General features: G+C 70.4%; 15 protein-coding genes. 5 read left to right on the top strand and 10 right to left on the bottom strand.

Features of this window, described 5'->3' with window-relative positions:
* Positions 1-113 precede the first annotated feature (113 nt).
* The 3 genes from OV090_RS41960 to OV090_RS41950 all read right to left on the bottom strand — a co-directional run bounded on the left by OV090_RS41960 (position 114) and on the right by OV090_RS41950 (position 2,709).
* On the bottom strand, positions 114-1,334 hold the full coding sequence (locus OV090_RS41960) for a DUF2235 domain-containing protein (RefSeq protein WP_267710506.1): 1,221 nt from the start codon (positions 1,332-1,334) through the stop codon (positions 114-116).
* A gap of 3 nt (positions 1,335-1,337) precedes the next feature.
* Positions 1,338-1,745 carry a hypothetical protein gene (locus OV090_RS41955; protein WP_267710505.1) on the bottom strand — a complete coding sequence of 136 codons (408 nt, stop codon included), beginning with the start codon at positions 1,743-1,745 and terminating at the stop codon, positions 1,338-1,340.
* Positions 1,746-2,169: 424 nt separating this feature from the next.
* Entirely contained in the window at positions 2,170-2,709 is a 540-nt protein-coding gene (locus OV090_RS41950; RefSeq protein WP_267710504.1) for a GNAT family N-acetyltransferase, read from the bottom strand.
* 139 nt (positions 2,710-2,848) lie between these two features.
* Between OV090_RS41950 and OV090_RS41945 the strand changes: the two genes are divergently transcribed.
* Together OV090_RS41945 and OV090_RS41940 are read left to right on the top strand one after the other, a co-directional pair.
* The gene (locus OV090_RS41945; RefSeq protein ID WP_267710503.1) at positions 2,849-5,047 is read left to right on the top strand and encodes a TlpA disulfide reductase family protein; all 2,199 of its coding nucleotides are present in this window, start codon (positions 2,849-2,851) and stop codon (positions 5,045-5,047) included.
* Positions 5,048-5,424: 377 nt separating this feature from the next.
* Entirely contained in the window at positions 5,425-5,661 is a 237-nt protein-coding gene (locus OV090_RS41940; RefSeq protein WP_267710502.1) for a DUF6289 family protein, read from the top strand.
* A gap of 112 nt (positions 5,662-5,773) precedes the next feature.
* Here the strand turns inward: OV090_RS41940 and OV090_RS41935 are convergent, their stop codons facing one another.
* The 6 genes from OV090_RS41935 to OV090_RS41910 form a co-directional block, all read right to left on the bottom strand.
* Positions 5,774-6,628: a tetratricopeptide repeat protein gene (locus tag OV090_RS41935; protein ID WP_267710501.1), complete on the bottom strand. Its 855-nt coding sequence runs from the start codon at positions 6,626-6,628 to the stop codon at positions 5,774-5,776.
* 124 nt (positions 6,629-6,752) lie between these two features.
* The gene (locus OV090_RS41930) at positions 6,753-8,522 is read right to left on the bottom strand and encodes a hypothetical protein (protein ID WP_267710500.1); all 1,770 of its coding nucleotides are present in this window, start codon (positions 8,520-8,522) and stop codon (positions 6,753-6,755) included.
* Between the two features lie 53 nt (positions 8,523-8,575).
* Positions 8,576-9,118, bottom strand: coding sequence for a hypothetical protein (locus OV090_RS41925; protein WP_267710499.1), 543 nt, complete (start codon positions 9,116-9,118; stop codon positions 8,576-8,578).
* Entirely contained in the window at positions 9,115-11,073 is a 1,959-nt protein-coding gene (locus tag OV090_RS41920; RefSeq protein WP_267710498.1) for a hypothetical protein, read from the bottom strand. The genes OV090_RS41925 and OV090_RS41920 overlap by 4 nt, the downstream gene beginning before the upstream one ends.
* An 88-nt stretch (positions 11,074-11,161) precedes the next feature.
* Positions 11,162-12,169 carry a serine protease gene (locus tag OV090_RS41915; RefSeq protein WP_267710497.1) on the bottom strand — a complete coding sequence of 336 codons (1,008 nt, stop codon included), beginning with the start codon at positions 12,167-12,169 and terminating at the stop codon, positions 11,162-11,164.
* Between the two features lie 52 nt (positions 12,170-12,221).
* On the bottom strand, positions 12,222-12,845 hold the full coding sequence (locus OV090_RS41910; protein ID WP_267710496.1) for a sigma-70 family RNA polymerase sigma factor: 624 nt from the start codon (positions 12,843-12,845) through the stop codon (positions 12,222-12,224).
* Between the two features lie 135 nt (positions 12,846-12,980).
* Here OV090_RS41910 and OV090_RS41905 point away from each other — a divergent pair, with 135 nt between their 5' ends.
* The gene (locus tag OV090_RS41905; RefSeq protein WP_267710495.1) at positions 12,981-13,355 is read left to right on the top strand and encodes a hypothetical protein; all 375 of its coding nucleotides are present in this window, start codon (positions 12,981-12,983) and stop codon (positions 13,353-13,355) included.
* Positions 13,356-13,370: 15 nt separating this feature from the next.
* Positions 13,371-16,166 carry a serine/threonine-protein kinase gene (locus tag OV090_RS41900; protein ID WP_267710494.1) on the top strand — a complete coding sequence of 932 codons (2,796 nt, stop codon included), beginning with the start codon at positions 13,371-13,373 and terminating at the stop codon, positions 16,164-16,166.
* A gap of 77 nt (positions 16,167-16,243) precedes the next feature.
* Here the strand turns inward: OV090_RS41900 and OV090_RS41895 are convergent, their stop codons facing one another.
* On the bottom strand, positions 16,244-17,119 hold the full coding sequence (locus OV090_RS41895) for an AraC family transcriptional regulator (RefSeq protein ID WP_267710493.1): 876 nt from the start codon (positions 17,117-17,119) through the stop codon (positions 16,244-16,246).
* A 125-nt stretch (positions 17,120-17,244) separates the two neighbouring features.
* Here OV090_RS41895 and OV090_RS41890 point away from each other — a divergent pair, with 125 nt between their 5' ends.
* Positions 17,245-17,847 carry an ATP-dependent Clp protease proteolytic subunit gene (locus OV090_RS41890; protein ID WP_267710492.1) on the top strand — a complete coding sequence of 201 codons (603 nt, stop codon included), beginning with the start codon at positions 17,245-17,247 and terminating at the stop codon, positions 17,845-17,847.
* Positions 17,848-17,873 lie beyond the last annotated feature (26 nt).

The following is a 17,873-nucleotide window of genomic DNA, read 5'->3' as shown; positions in this document are numbered from 1 at the left end:
CGATGCGCGGATCTGTCATTCATCCGACGTCGATCGGACCTGCCGGGAGGATCCGGGCACCAGCGAATGGAGGATCGCCACTGCCCACAATCGGCGGGCTGCCGGGCTCGGCGTCAGCGCCAGCGGAAGGACGGCGGGTCGGCGGTCAGGCTCAGCCGGCGATGCGTGAACTCGCGGCGCGCGCCCGACTCGTCGAACTGGTTGCCGACGTTGGTGAGGTGGCCGCTGACGCCGTCGTTCCACAGGCCGGAGACCCAGCCGCGCGGCCTCACCGCGGACTCGTGGATGTACAGGTTGAAGAACTCGCGCTGCTGGGCGTTCAGGCGCTCGTGGGTGTTCAGCGGCTTGGTCGCGGGGCCGGCGAGCTGGTCCGAGCGGACCTTCAGCGGCTGGACCTCGGCGGTGGCGAGACCGTGGAGCTGGGTGGTCCAGCTCGACTTCCACATGTGCCACCGGTTGCCGACCTGGTACATGTCGCGGAACGGGATGAACGCGAGGTGGTTGACCTTGCCGTTCTCGCTCGGCGGGTAGCTGCCGCCGACGTCGGAGTGGGCGCCGGGGTACTCGCGGTCGACGCCTGGGATCACCGAGAGGGGGAAGTTCTGCCGGTACTCGTGGCGCGCGGTGTAGTGGGCGACGCCCATCGAGTCGGTGGCGTCGATGTAGAGGTTCTGCCCGGGGTTCGCGTCGTCGCCGGCCTGGCCGAACGAGCCGACGGTGTCGTAGACGCCGACGAAGCGGACGGTGACGTGCGGCTGGGTCTTGCGCAGCGCCATGTTGACGAGGTTGACGAAGGTGCGCGCGAGCGCAGCCCCGCGCGAGAAGCCGAACACGTCGACCGTCTTGCACGCCTGCAGCGGCAGCTCGCCGCAGCGGTCGCGCAGCCAGAAGTAGGCGCGATTGAGCCGCTCCTCACCGCCGAGGCCGCCGGCCATGCCGGCGACGTTGGCCCCGGTGTCTGCCATCTGCGAGCCGCGGCTGGTCACCGCGGCGGTCCAGCGGGCGCCGAACCACCGGTCCTGGACGGCGGCCCGCTCGGCCTCGGCCTGGCGCTGGCGCGCGTCGGTGTCCATCGAGCCGACGCCGTCGATGTACTGCTTGACGTAGCGCTCGTCGGCGGTCGCGGTGTCCTTGAAGACGTTGAACAGGCGGACGACGTTGGTGTGACCCTGCCGCGGCTCGTCGCGCGCCCGGTTGTTGTTGGTGCCGTCGAAGAAGACCCCGGCCCGCAGCTTGCGGCCCGGGTTCTGGCACGGACAGGTCGCGCCCGGCCGCGACGCCGGGAACGCCTGTGACTCGCCCTGGACCCCTCTCGCAGTGTCGCGCGCGCCCATCGCCTATCTCCTCGTCTTGTCGGCCTCGGCCAGCACGTCGTCCCAGTAGGCCGCGGGGTTGGTGATCCGCGCGGCCTCCTCCCACGCGGCGTCGTCGACGTCGTCGACGATGCGGTCGAGCCGGACCTGCTCGTCGAGGTCGCGCTGATCGAGGATCGCCTGGATCTTCGGCTGCACGTGAAAACATGGCCCGACGGCCAGCATGTCCATGACGAAGGTGAACAGGCCGCGCTCGCTGTGGATCGCGTAGGAGCGGGCGATCTCGAAGCAGTGGACGATCACCGCGCGCAGGTCGAACGGGTCGTGCCTGGCGATCTTGTCCGGCATGCGGACCTGCAAGTAAGCGATGATTCGACGCACGAGATCGTCGTCGGCGAGCGTGTCGGCCTGGTCCGCGCGGATCTTGAACATCGCTGGCGCCCGCTGTCGCACTCGACGGACGAGTCGACGCCAGACAGCGTAACAGATGCGTGCGGGAGGATGATCGGGGAACCTCCTGCGCCCGCCGGCCGGCCCGCGGGCTCGCGTGCGAGGGCGAGCGGCGGTGCGACCGGCAGCGCTCGCGCGAGGCACTGGGCACCGCACACGCCCGCGAGCGCCGCGTCCAGCGCGCCGACGCGCGGCCCGTCGAGCCCGGCGAGGACCGCCTGCACGCGCAGGCCGTCCTCGCGGGCCGTCGCTGCCGCTCGGCAGGCGGATCTGCTCAAAGATCAGTCGGGTGGCGCGGCCCTGTCGGACGCAGGCGCGGGTGCCGAGGGCGCGTCCATTCGCGGTGCTGCCATTCGCGAGATCAGGCGAGCAGGCGACGGCCGCTCGAGTCATGGCATTCGCGTGCTCACGGGACGTCGAGGGCGTAGGTGAAGAACACCGCGACCTCCTCCGGCGCCACCGCGGCGGGGTCGTAGAGGGCGGTGTGGATCCCGCAGAAGCGGAAGCCCATGCGCTGGTAGAATCGGATCGCGGGCACGTTGCTGGTCTGGGTCTCGAGAGTCAAGCAGCGCACGCGCTCGCTGCGGGCGAAGTCCAGAGCGGCGGCCAGAAGAGTACGGCCGAGGCCTCGACCACGACTGCCCGGCGCGACGAACAAGGCGCTCAGCTCGGCGCTGCGGTTCCATCGTTGCAGCTGCACGGTCGCGAACCCCTCGAAAATGCCATTCGTCGATTCGGTGGCTACGGCGAACGCGGCGGTGGCGGCGGCTTCCACCAGCGTCTCGGGGGCGTAGGTCTTGTGGAAGGGGACGGCCAGGCCGGTCTCGCGCAATACCACGGACATGTCGACGACCTCCGGCACGAAGAGGGCCGAGGTGCTGTAGGACGCGTCGAAGACCTGCAGCCGAGGCGCGTCGTCGGGCCAGCGGAGAGGACGCAAATTCATGGCCGAGCCGAGCCTGGCGGGCGAGGCCAAAGGCTATCATGGCCCGGTCTTTGACGGCTTGTGAAATCGTGGAGATCCGCGGCATCCTCTCGGCGTTGGCCAGGTCATGCGAGAGCCGCTCCGTCTCGATGGTGAAAACATGATCAGGTGTTCCGGGCCGCGACTCCGATCGTTGCGCACTCTGGTGGTGCTCGCAGTCGTCGGCCTCGCGTGTGCGCGGCCGGCTCCGCCGGCGACGGAGCGACCGGCAGCGGAGCCTCGCGCGGGCGAGCACTCGCAGGCGAGCGCGCGCGCGGCCGATGCGCTGCGCGACCTGCTGCTCGAAGGGCGCGTGGAGGCCGCGAATGCGCTGGTGCGGGCGCAGCCGGCGGAGAGCCCCGGCGACGACCGTTGGCACTGGCTCGCAGCCATGGCCGCGCTGGCGGACAACGATGCCCAGGCGCTGGCGAGGCACCGCGCGGCGCTCCCGGAAGGGTCCGGGTGGGCGCTCCTGCTGCGCGCCCAGGAGCAGGCGGGCAAGCTGCCTCGGCGCGAGCTGGCCGCGCTGGTGACGGGGGCCCGCGCTCGCCTCGGCGACCATCCCGACGCGGTGTGGCTGCACGCCCAGGTCCTGGAGCTGCAGAGCGACGAGGACGGGCTGGCAGCCCTCGCGGCGCTGCCCGACCTGCCCGACAGCGTGCGGGACTTCGTGCACGCGAAGCGCATCGGGATGACCTTCTTTCGGCTGAGCGCCGCGCCGCTGCCGGTGCGACCGAGCCACGAGCAAGTGCAGGCGCTCGTCGCCCAGGCCGAGCAGACTGCGCCCTCGGGGACGCTGGCAGTCGCGCGAGCGGCCGAGGGATGGTTGAGTGTCCAGCGCGCCGACGCGGCGCTCGAGCTCGTCGAGCGGGCGCTCGCGCGGCGCCCCGACGTCCTTGCGCTCACGGTGCTGCGAGCGCGGGCCCGCGTGGCTGCGGCGCGCCAGGACGCCTCGCTGCGGGCCGCGGCGATCGCCGAGCTCGTGGCCCTGGCCGACCGTCATCGCGCCGAGCCGGAGGCGCTCGCGCAGCTCGTCGACGGCCTGCAGCAGCTCGGGGCGACCGAAGCCGCACAGGCGATCTACGACGACGTGCGGCTGCGCTTCCCCGACGTGCGGGCGGTCGAGCGCTGGGACTCGGAGCTCGTCGCGGTGTTCGGCGCGGTGGGGGGGTGCAGGATGGCGCTCGCCAGGGGCGAGCTGCCGCCGGCGGACGAGCTGGCGCAGGCACGCGCGCCCGTCGACGCATTCTTCGACAGGCCGCGGCTGCGCGACCTGTCTCTGCGCAATTCGACTGCAGCGGCCTTGATCGAATTTCTGCAGTGCGATCCGCGAGCGCCGCTGCAGCGGGTCGAAGCCGTGGCGCGCGCCGTGCTGGCGGCGCCATTCGGAGCGTCGTACGACGCCCAGGCGGCCGTGCTCCTGGCGAAGCGGAGCGGGGACCTCGAGCTGGCGCGCGAGCTGGCCGAGCGGGCCCTCGCGCTCGCGGACGATACGCCTCCCGGCTTCGCTCTGGTGGCCACGCCCGGCGAACTCGAGGAGCTGCGGCGGGCCATGCGGGGGCTCGCCCACCACGCCCGCGGGCTCGTGCAGCTGCGCGCGGGCAGGGTGGAGGACGCGCGCGCGGACGCCTCGCGGGCGCACGAGCTGTGGCCGACGCACCCCGACATCGCGCTGTTGGCGGCCGAGCTGGCCGAACGCGACGGCGAGGTGCATCGGGCCGAGCAGATCCTCGCGCGGTCGATCGTGCAGGAAGGGGCGCCGGCGCGAGCGTGCCGCGAGCGCCTCCAGCAACTCGTGCTTACCCGTGGCGGGAAAGCGAAAGATCTCGACCGCACGATCGCGCGGCTGGAACGCGAACGGAAGGACGAACGGATCGCCGCGGTACTCGCCGCGCGAGCTGCGGCGCCGCAGCCCCTCGCGCCGTTCGAGCTCGACCTGCGGGGCGGCGGCCGGATCTCGAGCGAGGCCTTGCGCGGGCGCGTGACTGTGGTGATTGCGACCGAACCCTGGTGCACCGCGTGCCGGCTCGAGGCCCCCGAGCTGGCGAAGCTGCAACAGCGCTATCGCGGGCGCAAGGACGTGCAATTCGTGGTCGTGACGAGCGACCCCGACGGGATCGCGGCGTTGCACGGGACCGCGGGGTTCCGCGCGCCGATCGCCAGGGACGACGGCTGGCGCTCGATGGTCGGGATCAACGGCTATCCGACGCACCTGTTCATCGACGCTGCGGGCCGCGAGGTCTATCGCGAGACCGGTAACTACCGCGAGATGCACTTCATCCACCCGGCGTTGATCGAGGCGCTCCGGCGCGGGCGCTGAGGTAATTCGTCGAGGCTGCGAACACGGCGAATGGAGCGTTCCCGCCCGAGGTGTGGTGATACGAGGAGCTGCTGCGCCCGGGTCATTCGTGGCTCGGCGAACGCTCAGGCCGCTGCCAATCGCAAGCCTCGGGAAACCTCACTGCGCCGCGGAGTCCGCGCGAGGCGGCCGCGAGTTCGGTGATCGACGTCGCGTGCCATTCGCTGCCAGCGCATGAGAGTTTTCGGTTCGGGGGCGGCCGCACTGGCGAGACAAGCCCCAGATCGTGATGACATTTGGGGTGCGGTGAACCCACATTCTGTCGCTCGCATTTCGCTGATTTGCGATAAGCTGGGTGTGCCGGGCGCGACGTCCGGCACACTCAAAAGGAGCGACCCATGAACAAAGTTGGACGCACCGTCCTCTTCCTGGCCCTCTTCGCCGTGGGCGCGCTGTATGGCGCCTCCTCGGTGGATGCGGCGAGCAACTGCACCTACTACAGCGACGCCAGCCGCACCACGGTCGTGGGCCAGTACGGCTACGATTGTTGCAACAACAAGATCGCCTGGGGCACCAAGACGCCGTACTCGAGCTGCGGCGCCTGCTTCATCTGTTATCCGCCGTCGCCGAAGTAGAGAAAGCGGCGGGCCGGCGTCCCGCGTGCGGGTTCCTGCCGCGGGGCCTCGGGTTTATTTAAATAGGGCGTCGTCGACGCCTTCATGAAACTCGGAGTGACTGGCGCGCGTCTTACCCGCTCGCGGCCCCTGGTCCGGGGTATAGCCGCTGCAACTCGGAGATCGCGTGGGACCGCAGCGGGTGTCCCTCGTGGAAGCGGTCGATCACCTCGATCAGGGCGCGGACCACCTGCTCGATGGCTTCTACCGGCTGGGCGTTGCCCGCGAGGCACGCGAGGTGCACCGGGCCGATCTGCAGGACGTGCTCCCACAGCTGACCCGCCAGGGCCGCCTGCCACGCTCCGGTGCTGAACCGCAGCGCGTCCGCGGGGCGCTGGACCCGGCGCAGACACAGCTGGGCGAGCATCCCGAGCGCCGAGAGGGTCTCGCTGTTGGCAATCGTGCCGTGCAGCCGCTCGCCGAGCTCGACCTTGCGGTGCCAGGCCTCTTCGGCCTGTACGTACTGGCCGAGTTGGACGTGCGTCATTGCCAGCGCTTGGAGCGTCGGGCCCGCGTCCGCCGGCCACTCCGTTCCGGTCGCCTGATGCAGCGCGTGGAGGCTCGCGTGGAAGACCTTCGTGGCCTCCTCGAACTTCCCCTGGCGCGACAGCGCCTCGCCGAGTCCGTGGAGCGAGTGGGCGACCTCCTCGTGCGCGGGCCCGCCGTGCTCCTCGACCTTGATCGCCACGCACTCGCGCAAGATCGCCTCTGCCTCCTCGTTCTTGCCCTGCTGCACCAGGGCGACGGCCAGCATGTCGAGGAGCGCCGCGACGCTCGCGTGCCGCGGCGTGCCGAGCAGCCGGACGTTCGCGTCGATGCACTGGCGCAGGGTCGTCTCGGCCGCGGCGAACTCGCCTTGCGACAGATACGCGCGGCTGATGTCGGCGAGCGCGAGGGCGATCCGGGACTCTTCGCTGGAATCAGTCATTCAGGCGCTCTTCGTCGGAGGTACCACAAGATCGGCCAGGGGTCATTGTGAAGGCCGCGTTGGCAAACCCGCTCGGACGCACGAGGACCCCGCGGGCCGAGCCAGACGCAGGTCGAGCACTGGTTCAGTTGAAGTCGAGGAACGGAACGTAGACGCCGAACATCGCCCCGAGCGTAAACGTCATGTTGCCATCGGTCGCGTCGGCCGCTTTCGTGCGGAGGAACGGATTGAATCCGCCGAACAGGGCCAGGAACAGCGGCGTCTCGCGCAGGGCGACGCGGATGCCGAGCTTGATGCTCGGCGCCAGGGAGGCTGCCAGCTCTGGCGTTTTGAGGTCGAGCTTGCGGTTCTCGAACGCGACGTACTGGCCAAGATCGAGCACCGACACCTCGCCGTGAAACCCGACCGAACGGGTCTTCCTCGCCCCGTGATACGTATCGACCCCGAGGCCCAGGCCGAGGTGGATGGGGCTGGCCGGCGCGAGGTTGCTGGTCCTGTCCGGTGCCACCTCCGAGCGCACACCGGCGACGAACCCGAACGAACCTCCGAGCGAGAACACCGCGCCCCGGGTCCGCTCGCGCCGACTGGCCATGCGCGAGACCAGATCGGCGATCGCGTCCTTGCGCGCTTGCGCCGCGACCTCACTGTCCTTCTCGCTGTAGCTCGCGGCGTACCGGCCGATCCCTGCGAGGAAGCCGACGACCTTCTGTAACGCTTCCAGACCGGCCTGCGAGTCTGCGGAGTTCGACGAGTTGTCGTCCTCGGCCTTCTCCGTGTTCTTGCCGATGTCGGCCCCCTCGGAGGCTTCTTCGGCCGTCGCGGCGGTTTTTTTCATCGTCAGGATCCAATCCGCCACGATCGAGGTCGCTCCGCCCGCCACTCGGGTCCAGTCCTCGTCGAGGAGCCCGACGATCACCGCCTGCATCCACTCGACGCGCTGCCGGCGCTGCTCCAGCTCTGTCACCTTGTCCGCGGCCAGTTTCGCAGGGTCGATCTTCGCCAGCTCGAAGACGAGGTTGATCGCGTCGCGCCACCACTTGGCTCTTCCGCCGAACTCGAAGACCGTTGCGTGAGCGCGCAGCGCGGCGACCACGAGCTCCCGGTCCGAAGCCGCGAAGTGGCACTGATCGATCCAGCTGTCGAAATTCTGGCACGAGGTCAGTGCGCCCGGTTCCGCGGCGTCGCTGCTGTCGACGACGCCCGACGGCGACGAGCCCCGGATGGCGGCTTGCGCCGATCTCGTCGCGGCTACGCACATGGCTCCCACCCACAGCGCCTTGTCGACCACACCGGTAAGGGCTTCGCAGGTGTTTTTGTCCGCGACCTTCAGGATCGCCGCACGTATCTCCGTCACCGCGGTCGAGCTCAGCCCCGACTTCCCGTTCGAGCGCCAGGCGCGGATCAATCGCTCGACGGAGACGCCGCCGAGCGTCTGCCCCACCAGCTCGAAGGCGTGCCCCGGGCGCATGTGATCGAACCAGTCGCCGAGGACCGCCCGCAGCAGCGTCTCCGGCTGGGCCATCAGGTCTTGCAGCCGGCTCGACTCGAGCACCCGATAGGTCGTGGGCATCCATGGGTCGTCCTCGTCCTTCGCGCAGGCCGCCCGCGCCCTCCCGCGCTTATCGCCGCATTTGGCGAGGCTCATCAGCTCGCGCCGGGTCATCTCCCATCCGGCCTGGACCGCCTTGTCAAGCACGACCTGACCCATCGCACGCACGAGATCCGCACCGATGGTCCCGCTCAGCTCGGCGGCGCTCATGCGGCTGCTCAAGTACGCCTTCCGCCGCATCGCCCCAAGCTCAGGGGCCTCGACCTCGACGCTCAGTATCTCCGTCTCTCCGTTGGCCACAGGCGGCGCCGCGAGGACGGTGAGTCCCACCAATACACCCAGCATTGTATCAAATCCTCTCTGTTGTTATTACATTCGACCGGCACTCGCCGGAACTGTCACAATAGGCCGTCGAGCGGCACGTAGAACCCGAACCATTGCCCGTCGAGCTCGGCCCGGCCCTTGAGCAACCCGCAGATCCGCCGCTCGCTCAGGTCCTCGCGCAGGAGGCATGCGCCGGAGTCGCCGGGCTCCTCGCCGGCGAAGCGCGTGCGAATGTAGGGGCCCGACGGGTAGAATGGCGCGTCGTACACGGGGTACGCGTCGACGACCGTCTGCCGCAGCTTGCGGCCCTCGCGGGCGATCCACCCAGCGCCGCCCGGCGGGGCCGTCTCCCACTGCGCGTTGGGGTGCATGATCTCCATCCCCTCCACGGTCAACTCGGCGAACGCCAGGTCGACCGAGCGCGGCCGGTCGAGCAGGTTGTTCGACAGCCGGGCGATGACCACGTCCGAGCCCGGCCGGCGCACCTCGTCTGTGCCGCGGAACACGTGGCCGCAGGTCACGAGGTAGTGCTTGCTGTTGTAGGTCCGCAGCGTCGTCACGCGAGCGCTCGCGCTGCCGACGATGATGGAGGCGCCGATGACGAGCTCGCGGCTCATGCCGGGCCTCCCTTTTCAGCGAGCGACTGCACCCCGGCGATGCCGTACTCGCGCAGGGCCTGGTTGATCCGCGGCGTGATCGGCAGGCTCGCCTTCGTCAGGTCGGCGTCGCGGATCTTCTGCAGGAAGTCGCCGTAGCGGCGGTAATCGGTCGACGACAGCGAGCGCACCGCCTCGCGGGCGCGGTCGATGAGGAGCTCGTGCAAGACGTCGCTGGCCGGTTCGGGGTCCACGTTGTGCTTCATGAGCGCGCGCCGCGTGAAGTCGATCGTCTGCCATGGATGGACCTGCGGCATCGCCAGCGCGATCTTGGCGTGGATCGCCGCGCGCGACGCCTCCATCTCGGCGATCTCGCGCAACGTGTCGTTGGCGCGGGTGAGTACGGTCGAGCCGTCGAAGGCCATGACCCGGGCGACGTCCTCGCTGAAGTAGTCCTGTGCCACGATTTCCTGCTCACGGCTCAGGGGCGGGGCGATCCGCAGCTCGAGCGGCGGTGAGACGACGGCCGTGTCGCCCTTCAGCAGCACGGCCGCCTGCAAGCAGTAGCGGCCGGGCGCGCTGATGTCGAAGCCGTTGCGGCCGGCCGAGACGTACAGCGCCTCGGTGATGCTCTGCCCGGGCGCGAGCGTGACTTCGGATTCGTCGCCGCAGTACGTGGCGAACGGGATGTGCCGGCGCGCCTGGCGGCCGATGCGCTTGTGGACCACGCTCAGGCTGTCGAGGCTGCGCAGCAGCGCCGCGGGGAGCGTCACCGGCTCGGGCCCAGCGTTGCGCAGGCGCACGTCGAGGACCACCGGCTCGAGGAACTCGAGCCGGCTGTTGCCGACGTGGAGGCTGAGCTCGAGCCCGGGGGCGGGGAGCAGGCGCGAGAAGCCGTGGTTGTCGTACCAGCTCGCGTCGCCCATGCGGACGAAGCGCCGCGGAGCGTGGCGAACGAACAGCAGCTCGTCGGCGGCGAACGCGAATTCGAAGTCGCTGAAGAAACGTTCGCCGGTCGGCTCGATGTTGTACGGATAGTTCATCCAGCTCCTCGCGCGCGGATCGTTGGCCACGGGCAGCCAGGGCAGTGGATAGCCGGTGAGCTGCTTCTCCCACGAGTGCGCCAGGTTGAACGCGTGGCCGATCTCGTGCACCGTCGTCCAAAAGCGCATCCGCTGAACCCACGCCGCCGGGTTCGGATCGCCGGCCGGCGCCCTGCTGATGAACGAATCGTGGAAGATGGCGGCGCCCTGACGGTGGTTGGGGCCGATGTCGTCGAACATGATGCCGCCGAGGCCGTCGCCGTCGCGGTGCAGCCCGGCGAAGAACACCCACAGCGCCCATTGCGGTCGATCGGCGAAGCGGCTCCAGTAGGTCTGCATCGCGTCGTGCAGCTCGCCGTCGCTCCACAGCTCGTCGGCGCCCGCGCCCTTCAGCGGCACCAGCCCGTCGCCGCTCGTCGTCGTCACCTCGACGCCGGCCCGGGCGAACGCCCCGACCAGCGTCAACTCCTCGTCCGGAAGGCTCGCGGGGCGGTGCGGGTGCGCGTGCGTTCGGATGCCGAGCACCGGTTCGACGCCGGCGACGTAGTCGAGCTCGAACTCGACGGCGACGAAGGCCGCGCCGCGCCGTACGTGGCGGTGCTCGGCGACGATCTGGCCGGCGCGCAGCAGCGTCAGATCGACCAGCGACGCGTCGTCGTCCGGCCCGTCGACGCGGCGCAACTCGACCGCATCGTAACCGACGGTGGTCGGCTCGCTCAGGACCACGGGGCCGCGCCATGTCCGGTCGTCGACGCGCGCGAGCGGGTGAGCCAACCAGTACACGTCCTCCGCGAAGGGCCGCCGGAGCGTCCCGCTGGCGGCCATCTGAGGGCAGTCGCCGTCGATGTCGAGGCGTAGCTCGTGCGGCGCTCGGGCGTCGCCGGCCGGAAGTATTTCACAATAGGTGCCGCTGATCCTCTGGATACTTACCATGCTCACTCTCCTTGTCGCGGCGTTCACGGCCGCGACGTATCTGGCGACGTCGGGTGCGACGCCGCTCCGGTTGCAGGTCACGCGCTGGTCAGGCGATCTTTTCGGGGATCAGGTGCTCGAACAGCGTGGCCCGGACGCACTGCTTGAGGCGGCCGACCGGCGCGTCCAAGACGACCGACGTGCGGCACTGCGAGAGCTCCGGCCAGTCGCGCCGCTCTCCGCCGCGGAGGAGCCCCTCGAGCACGTCCGTCTCGGCGTCGAACACCGGCGAGCCGCTGTTCTGCGCGTAGGTGTCGAGATCGGCGGAGAAGAGCGCTACGTCGTCGTTTTCACGCACCCGCGCGTCGTCGGCGAACTTGGCCGGCAGCCCGCACGGGTGCCCGATCACGTATACGCCGCGCTGGTCCTCGATCCGGCCCTTGCGTCGAATGACGGCCGGAAGGCGGCCCTTGACGGCTCGGTTCAATCGCACGACCGCCCAATCGATGCCCCGCTCCTCGTCGAGGTGCATCCCGACCACTTCGTACCCCTGGTAGACGTCGCTGGCAGGTAACTCGGTAATCGTGCTGCCGTCCCAGCGCGCGTGGAAGCCGAAGACGAAGTGCAGGTCCTCCGCGCCCTTCGCCCTGACGAGCACGTGCGCCGAGGTGGCGACGAGCTGAGGCGCCACGAGCACGGCGGTGGCCCGGGCCCCGCACTCCTGGTCGAAGAAGCGCTCGCTCGGGCAGAGGTTGAGCGACAGGCCGTATTTCTGGGTGTGCAGGCGGACGCTCGCGTAGCCGGTCGAGTAGATGTCGGCGGTGTTGAAAACGGCGGCGGTGGCCTCTGCCACCCGGAGCTGCCCGCTCGCGGTCAACTCGCGCACGTCCTTGCGATTGTCGGCGCGATAGATGGTGACGAACAGGACGCGCGTGTCGATGTCCAGCCCGGCCAGGAGGTCCTTGGTGGCGAAGCGACGCAGGCGCTCGCGCACCGGCGGCGGCGGCGGCGTGACGAGGCCGGGGGTCGGCCCGTCCTCGACGCCGCGGAAGCGCAGCTCTCGCGCGATATCAGCGATCGTGAGGCCCGTGAGCGCCTCGAACAGCTCAGTCGGCATGCGGTGGTAGTGTCCGGCGCCGGCGATTTTGTCCCCGGGTCCGGATGATTCTTCACCTGCGCGCGGCCGCGCCGAGCTGGTCGCGCAGCCCGCCCGCCCACGCCTCGATGTTCGACAGCGTGCTAGCGAGCAGCTCCGGGCTCGCCTGCAGCTTCTCCATGACTTCCGCGAGCTGCTCCTTGGCCCGGCGCAGGCGGCTGCGCGCGGTGTTCTCGGGCACCCCGAGGATCGCGCCGATCTCGGCCCCCGTCATGTCCTCCCAGAAATAGAGCTCGAGGATGACCTGCGCCGCGACCGGGATCCGGCGTAACGCCTGCACAAGTAGATTCTCCTCGTCGCGCGCTGCCATCACCGACGTGGGACTGGCGCCGAGATCGACCACCGACTGTGTTTCGATGTCGACGGCCTCTCCGGCGCGACGACTTCGCCGGAAGCGGTCTCGCAGCAGATTGTGAGCGATTCCGAACAGAAATGTCCGCAGGGAGGCTTCTTCGCGGAAGCGTTCCGCCGCCTCGAGGCAGGCGAGGAAGGTCCGCTGGACGAGATCCTCGATGCCGTCGTCGACCTTGTTGCGGAAGAAGTTATAGATCGGCTTATAGTGCCGCTTGAACAGCTCGTTGCCCGCCGCCCGATCGCCGGCACGCCACCCTTTGAGGAGTTCGAGATCGCTCGACATCAATCAGGCATCATAGCAGAAGCTCGGGAAATTCGGCTAGCCTGACGGAACGCGCCGCGAGAGACACTACCGTTCGGGGCGCGGCGACGGTCGCTCGCGCCGGCGATGATTGGCGTTCAGGGAGATGGGGAGAATATGGCAGACTGCGTCGAGTTCGACTTTAAACCGTTCGAATATACCAGCGGGCTCATTCTCTATTACAACAGTTCGGGCGAATGCTACGACGGGCCGACGAGCAACAACCTCGTCCGTGCCGTTGCAGCCGAGGTGGCGTCCGCGACGGCCACCGAGATCAAGTTCCTTCCCAAGCCGGGCACTGCCGCTCGTACGCTCAGGCTGGATGCGTGGTGCGGGGCCGGCAACGGCGGCGAGTACGAGACGCGGAGCGCCGCAGGCCTCGTGCTGATCGTCCAGGCGCCGGCCGCCACCGGCACGACCTGGGGCTGGGACTTCGACGACGACCAGGCCCCGCCGCGCATCATCATCAAGGTCCGCGTCAAGCGGATCTGACGCGAAGCACACGCGATGCTGTCGACCCCCGACGACGCCACGTTCGCCACCCAGGCCACGTGCTTGCTCGAGCAGGAGGCGATCTTTCGCCGGATCAGCGCGCGTCTGTTCGGCGAGGAGAACGAGCCGATCTACATCGGCCGATTCCGCGTCCTCGACATCCTCGGTCGCGGCGGAATGGGGGTCGTCTACGCCGCCGAGGACGACAAGCTCGGCCGGCGGGTCGCGCTCAAGGTGATCCGCGAGCCCGGTCGACGAGCCAGCGAACGGGCCCGGCTGCTGGCCGAGGCGCGCGCGCAGGCCCGACTATCGCACCCGAACGTGGTCCAGGTGTACGAGGTCGGCGAGGTCGACGACAGCGTCTTCGTCGTCATGGAGCTGGTCGACGGCGTCACGCTCGACGCCTGGCTCAAAGCGCAGGCCCGGCCCCTGACCGGTATCCTCGCCGTCTTCGTCGCTGCCGGACGCGGGTTGGAGGCCGCGCACGCGGCCGGACTCGTGCATCGCGACATCAAGCCGAGCAACATCCTGGTCGGGCAAGACGGCCGCGTCCGCCTGGCCGACTTCGGGCTGGCGCGCGGCGCCGATGAGGCCGGACCGTCGGCGCCGACCCTGCCCGACGTCCACGCCGATTCCACCGCGCCTGGCCACGCGCCCGCCGGCAGCAGCTTCGGAGCCGGCACGCCGGCGTACATGTCGCCCGAGCACCGCGGCAACCGGCCTGACGCGCGCAGCGATCAGTTCTCGTTCTGCATCACGCTGTTCGAGGCGGTATACGGAGTTCTTCCCTTCGATCCCGTGACGTTTGCCCCGCGCGCGCCGCCCGACTCGTCGGCGCGCCGGGTTCCGCGTCGGCTGCGGCGGCTGCTCGACCGCGGCCTCGCGCACGACCCCCGCCGACGCTTCCCGAGCATGAGCGACCTGGTCGTCGCGCTCGAGGCCGGCGCGCGCCGGCGGTGGCTCGGCATCGGGGTGAGCATCGCGGGCGTGGTCGCCCTGTGCGGGTCGCTCGCGTGGATGACGGTCGATCCGCCGCCCTCTTGCCTCCGCGACCCGACGGTGTTCGACGGGATCTGGGACGCCGAGCGCCGCCAGGAGCTCGCGCGAAAGATGCAGGCTGGTGGCTTCTCGTACGAGGACGTCGCGGGGCGGCGCGTCTCCGAGGGCTTCGACGCCTACGTCGCGCAGTGGCACGCGACCGCGCTGAGCGCCTGCGAAGCCACCCATGCGCGCCGCGAGCGCTCCGCCGAATCGTTACAGCGCAGCTATCAGTGCCTCCAGCGCGGCCGGCAGGCGCTGGCCGAGCGAGTCCGGCTGCTGCGCGAGGGCGACGGCAGCCATATTGCCGCGGTCGATACGTGGCTGGCCACCCTCCCCGATCCCGCGGCGTGTGAGCGGTTGGGCTTCGAGCAGCTCCAGACCCCCGCTCCGCAGCCACAGGTGGGGGCGGAGCTCGAACGGGCGCAACTGCTGCTGCAGATCCGGCACGGTCGCGCCGCGCGGCCGGTCGTCGCGTCGGCGCTGGCGGCCAGCGTCGCCCTCGGCGATCGCATCGGCCAGGCGGAGGCGCTGTTGCTACGGGCCCGGATCGAGGCCGAGGACCTCGGCGACAGCCGTACGGCGATCGGCACTCTCGATCAGGCCTACGCGCTCGCCGTCGCCGCCTCGCACGACGCGATCGTCTGGCAGCTGTGGAACGAGCTGGCCCGGATCCATGCACGGGACCGCGGGAACGCCGAGGATGCGCGCACCTGGCTCAATCGAGCGCGCAGCGCCCTCGACGCGCTCCCTGGCCGCTCACCGCTGGGCGCGGCCAGCCTCCTCGACACGGCGGCCGCTATCGCCATCCTCGAGCAGCGCCACGACGCTATCGAGGCGTTGCGTCGCGAGGCGCTAGCGCTCCGCGAGGAGCAACTGCCGAGCCACCACCCGGAGGTCGTGGAAGCGCGCCAGCAGCTGGCCAACGCGTTGGCCGAGAGCGGCCGGCTGCGTGAAGCGCTGGCCAGCCAGCAGGAACTGCTGGACGAACAGCTCGAGCGCTGGGGACCGCAGCATCCGGCCACCGCGGCCGTCGCCTTCAATACCGGGCTCACGCACCTCGAGCTGGGCGAGTTCGCAGCGGCGCGGCGTCTCCTCCTGCAGGCCCGCGAGATCTTCAGCCGGATCGACGGGCCGGGCAGCCCGCGCGTCGGTTCGGCCGACCTTTACCTCGCGCGCGGGGCTGCCGAGAGCGGCGACTCGGGCGCCGCCGAGGCGCTCGCGCGCGCGGCCCTCGCCGTGTTCGACGCCCACTTCCCGCCCGATCACCCCGAACGCGTGGTCGCCCTCGGTATCCTGGCCGAGGTCTATCGCGCGCGGGGCGACCACAGCGCCGCCTTGCCGATCGTCGAGGCGCTGCTCACCGTCCATGATCGCCATGGTTTCCCGCTCGATCTCGCCGAGGTCCTCACCAGCCTCGGTGATCACCTGTGTGAGCTGAACCGCTGCGGCGAGGCGCTGCCGGCATACGCGCGGCTTGCCGACCATCTCTCTCGCCATCCGCCCGCCAGCCCCTCGGCGCTGGCGTTCCCGCTGCAGGGCATGGGTCGGGCCAACCTCGCGCTCGGCCACCCCGCGCTGGCGCTGCCGTTGTTCGAGCGCGCGATGCAACTGCTGCGCGCCTCACCGGACGCCTCGCTGCCGGTGCTCGCGGAGACCGCGACTAACCTCGCGCAATCCCTCGAGCAGCTCGGCATCGACAGGCGCCGTGCCCGCGAGCTGCGCCGAATTTCGGCCTCGCTGCAGGGTGAAATCACCCGCATGGCACCTTGATCTCATTGCACGTGCTGTGAATGCACGATGGAGTCGCTGCAAACGGATCCGTCGCCTCGCGCCGCCGGGCGATGGCCTCACGCCGCTGCGCAGACGACCGGGAGGGCGAGCGCTGCTCCGTGGGCGCTGCAGCGGCGGCGGAACGCGGCCGGAGCCTCGCCCATGTGGCGCTTGAACGCGCGGCTGAACGCGAACTCCGAGTCGTAGCCGACCTCGGCCGCGACGGCCGCCAGGGAGTCGTCGCTCTCGGCGAGGCGCCGGGCTGCGCGCTGCATGCGGATGGTGGTCAGGTGGCGCAGCGGTGGGACGCCGAGCTCGGCGAGGAAGCGCCGGGCGAACGCGGCGCGGGACAGGCCGGCCGCCTTGGCCAGCGCCGCGACGGTCCAGCGCTCGGTCGGCTTCGCCTGCATGAGCTGGAGCGCGCGGGCGATCCGCCGATCGACGGTGCGGGTGGCCGCGAGCGCACGGCGGTGGCTGTGCAGGGTGTACGCGAGCAGCGGCTGCAGCAGCGAGCGGGCCAGCGCCTCCTGCCCCGCGCCGGGGTCCGCCAGCGCGGCGCGCAGCAAGCTGACGATCGCCAGGAGGCCCGGGGAGTCGCGCGTGTCCGCGGCCGGGAGGTGGACGACGGGGGCGAGCGCCGGCAGCTCCGCGGGCGCGGCGGCGTACGTGGCCGAGAGGAGCTCGGCGTGGGAAGAGCGAGCGCCGGGCAGCGACGGGAGGCACCGCAAGCGCTGCTCGCAGGGCGCCGCGCCGGGTGGGCCGGCGCCGACGAGCACGAGGTCGCCCGGCGCCAGCTCGAGGACCCGCTGCTCGTGCTGCACGAGGTGGAACGAGCCCTCCACGACGACGTGCAGGCTCGGGCGCTCGCCCGCGTCCACCTGCCAGGGCGGCGCCCCCTGCCGCCGGGACACCGCCACTCCGCGAGGAAGCTGCTCGTCGAGCTCGTCCGCCATGACCGCATGGTGACTCGCGCAGGGCCGGCCTGTCCAGCGGCCGCACGCGATCGAGACGATCGGGCATGACGACGCGCCTGCGGGGCATGGCGAGGCGGTCGCGGTCACGGGACGCTGCAGGGGCCATGATGGACTCCGATCCGGACCCGAACGAGCCGCAAGAGGACCGGCCGCGCGCCCCCGCGTTGGCCGACGAAGTGCGCCGAAGCCTGCTGAAGAGCCGGACGGTGTTGATCTTCGGCGAGATTACCAGCGAGCTCGCGCAGGCGACCACGGCGCAGCTGCTCGCGCTCGCGAGCGAGAGCGAGGCGCCGATCCGGGTCGTCATCCACTCGCCGGGAGGCCACGTCGAGTCGGGGGACACGATCCACGACGTGGTTCGCTTCATCCGGCCCGAGGTCAAGATGATCGGCAGCGGGTGGGTCGCCAGCGCGGGCGCGCTGATCTTCGTCGCCGCGCGGCGAGAGAACCGATTCGCGCTGCCGAACACGCGCTTCCTCCTGCACCAGCCGAGCGGGGGCCTGCGCGGGGCCGCGGCGGACATCGAGATCGAGGCGGTGCAGATCGCGGCCATGCGCGCGCGACTGAACCGCATCTTCGCCGCCGCGACCGGCCAGGACCTCGCCAAGCTCACGCGGGAGACCGAGCGCGACCTGTGGATGAACGCGCGCGAGGCCCAGGCGTACGGCCTGGTGCATCGGGTGATCGAGAGCGGGGAGGAGGTTTGAGGCTGACCCCCGCAATGCGATGGAGA

This window comes from Nannocystis sp. RBIL2 (assembly GCF_026626745.1).
In the GTDB taxonomy this organism is placed as follows: Bacteria; Myxococcota_A; Polyangia; order Nannocystales; family Nannocystaceae; genus Nannocystis.
Note: the sequence above shows the minus strand (reverse complement) of the source record. Positions and strands in the feature narration are given on the sequence as shown.

Bases quoted from the DNA above. Each gene is read 5' to 3' on its own strand.
- OV090_RS41960 (WP_267710506.1), bottom strand. From the start codon at position 1,334: ATGGGCGCGCGCGACACTGCGAGAGGGGTCCAGGGCGAGTCACAGGCG.
- OV090_RS41955 (WP_267710505.1), bottom strand. From the start codon at position 1,745: ATGTTCAAGATCCGCGCGGACCAGGCCGACACGCTCGCCGACGACGAT.
- OV090_RS41950 (WP_267710504.1), bottom strand. From the start codon at position 2,709: ATGAATTTGCGTCCTCTCCGCTGGCCCGACGACGCGCCTCGGCTGCAG.
- OV090_RS41945 (WP_267710503.1), top strand. From the start codon at position 2,849: ATGATCAGGTGTTCCGGGCCGCGACTCCGATCGTTGCGCACTCTGGTG.
- OV090_RS41940 (WP_267710502.1), top strand. From the start codon at position 5,425: ATGAACAAAGTTGGACGCACCGTCCTCTTCCTGGCCCTCTTCGCCGTG.
- OV090_RS41935 (WP_267710501.1), bottom strand. From the start codon at position 6,628: ATGACTGATTCCAGCGAAGAGTCCCGGATCGCCCTCGCGCTCGCCGAC.
- OV090_RS41930 (WP_267710500.1), bottom strand. From the start codon at position 8,522: ATGCTGGGTGTATTGGTGGGACTCACCGTCCTCGCGGCGCCGCCTGTG.
- OV090_RS41925 (WP_267710499.1), bottom strand. From the start codon at position 9,118: ATGAGCCGCGAGCTCGTCATCGGCGCCTCCATCATCGTCGGCAGCGCG.
- OV090_RS41920 (WP_267710498.1), bottom strand. From the start codon at position 11,073: ATGGTAAGTATCCAGAGGATCAGCGGCACCTATTGTGAAATACTTCCG.
- OV090_RS41915 (WP_267710497.1), bottom strand. From the start codon at position 12,169: ATGCCGACTGAGCTGTTCGAGGCGCTCACGGGCCTCACGATCGCTGAT.
- OV090_RS41910 (WP_267710496.1), bottom strand. From the start codon at position 12,845: ATGTCGAGCGATCTCGAACTCCTCAAAGGGTGGCGTGCCGGCGATCGG.
- OV090_RS41905 (WP_267710495.1), top strand. From the start codon at position 12,981: ATGGCAGACTGCGTCGAGTTCGACTTTAAACCGTTCGAATATACCAGC.
- OV090_RS41900 (WP_267710494.1), top strand. From the start codon at position 13,371: ATGCTGTCGACCCCCGACGACGCCACGTTCGCCACCCAGGCCACGTGC.
- OV090_RS41895 (WP_267710493.1), bottom strand. From the start codon at position 17,119: ATGGCGGACGAGCTCGACGAGCAGCTTCCTCGCGGAGTGGCGGTGTCC.
- OV090_RS41890 (WP_267710492.1), top strand. From the start codon at position 17,245: ATGATGGACTCCGATCCGGACCCGAACGAGCCGCAAGAGGACCGGCCG.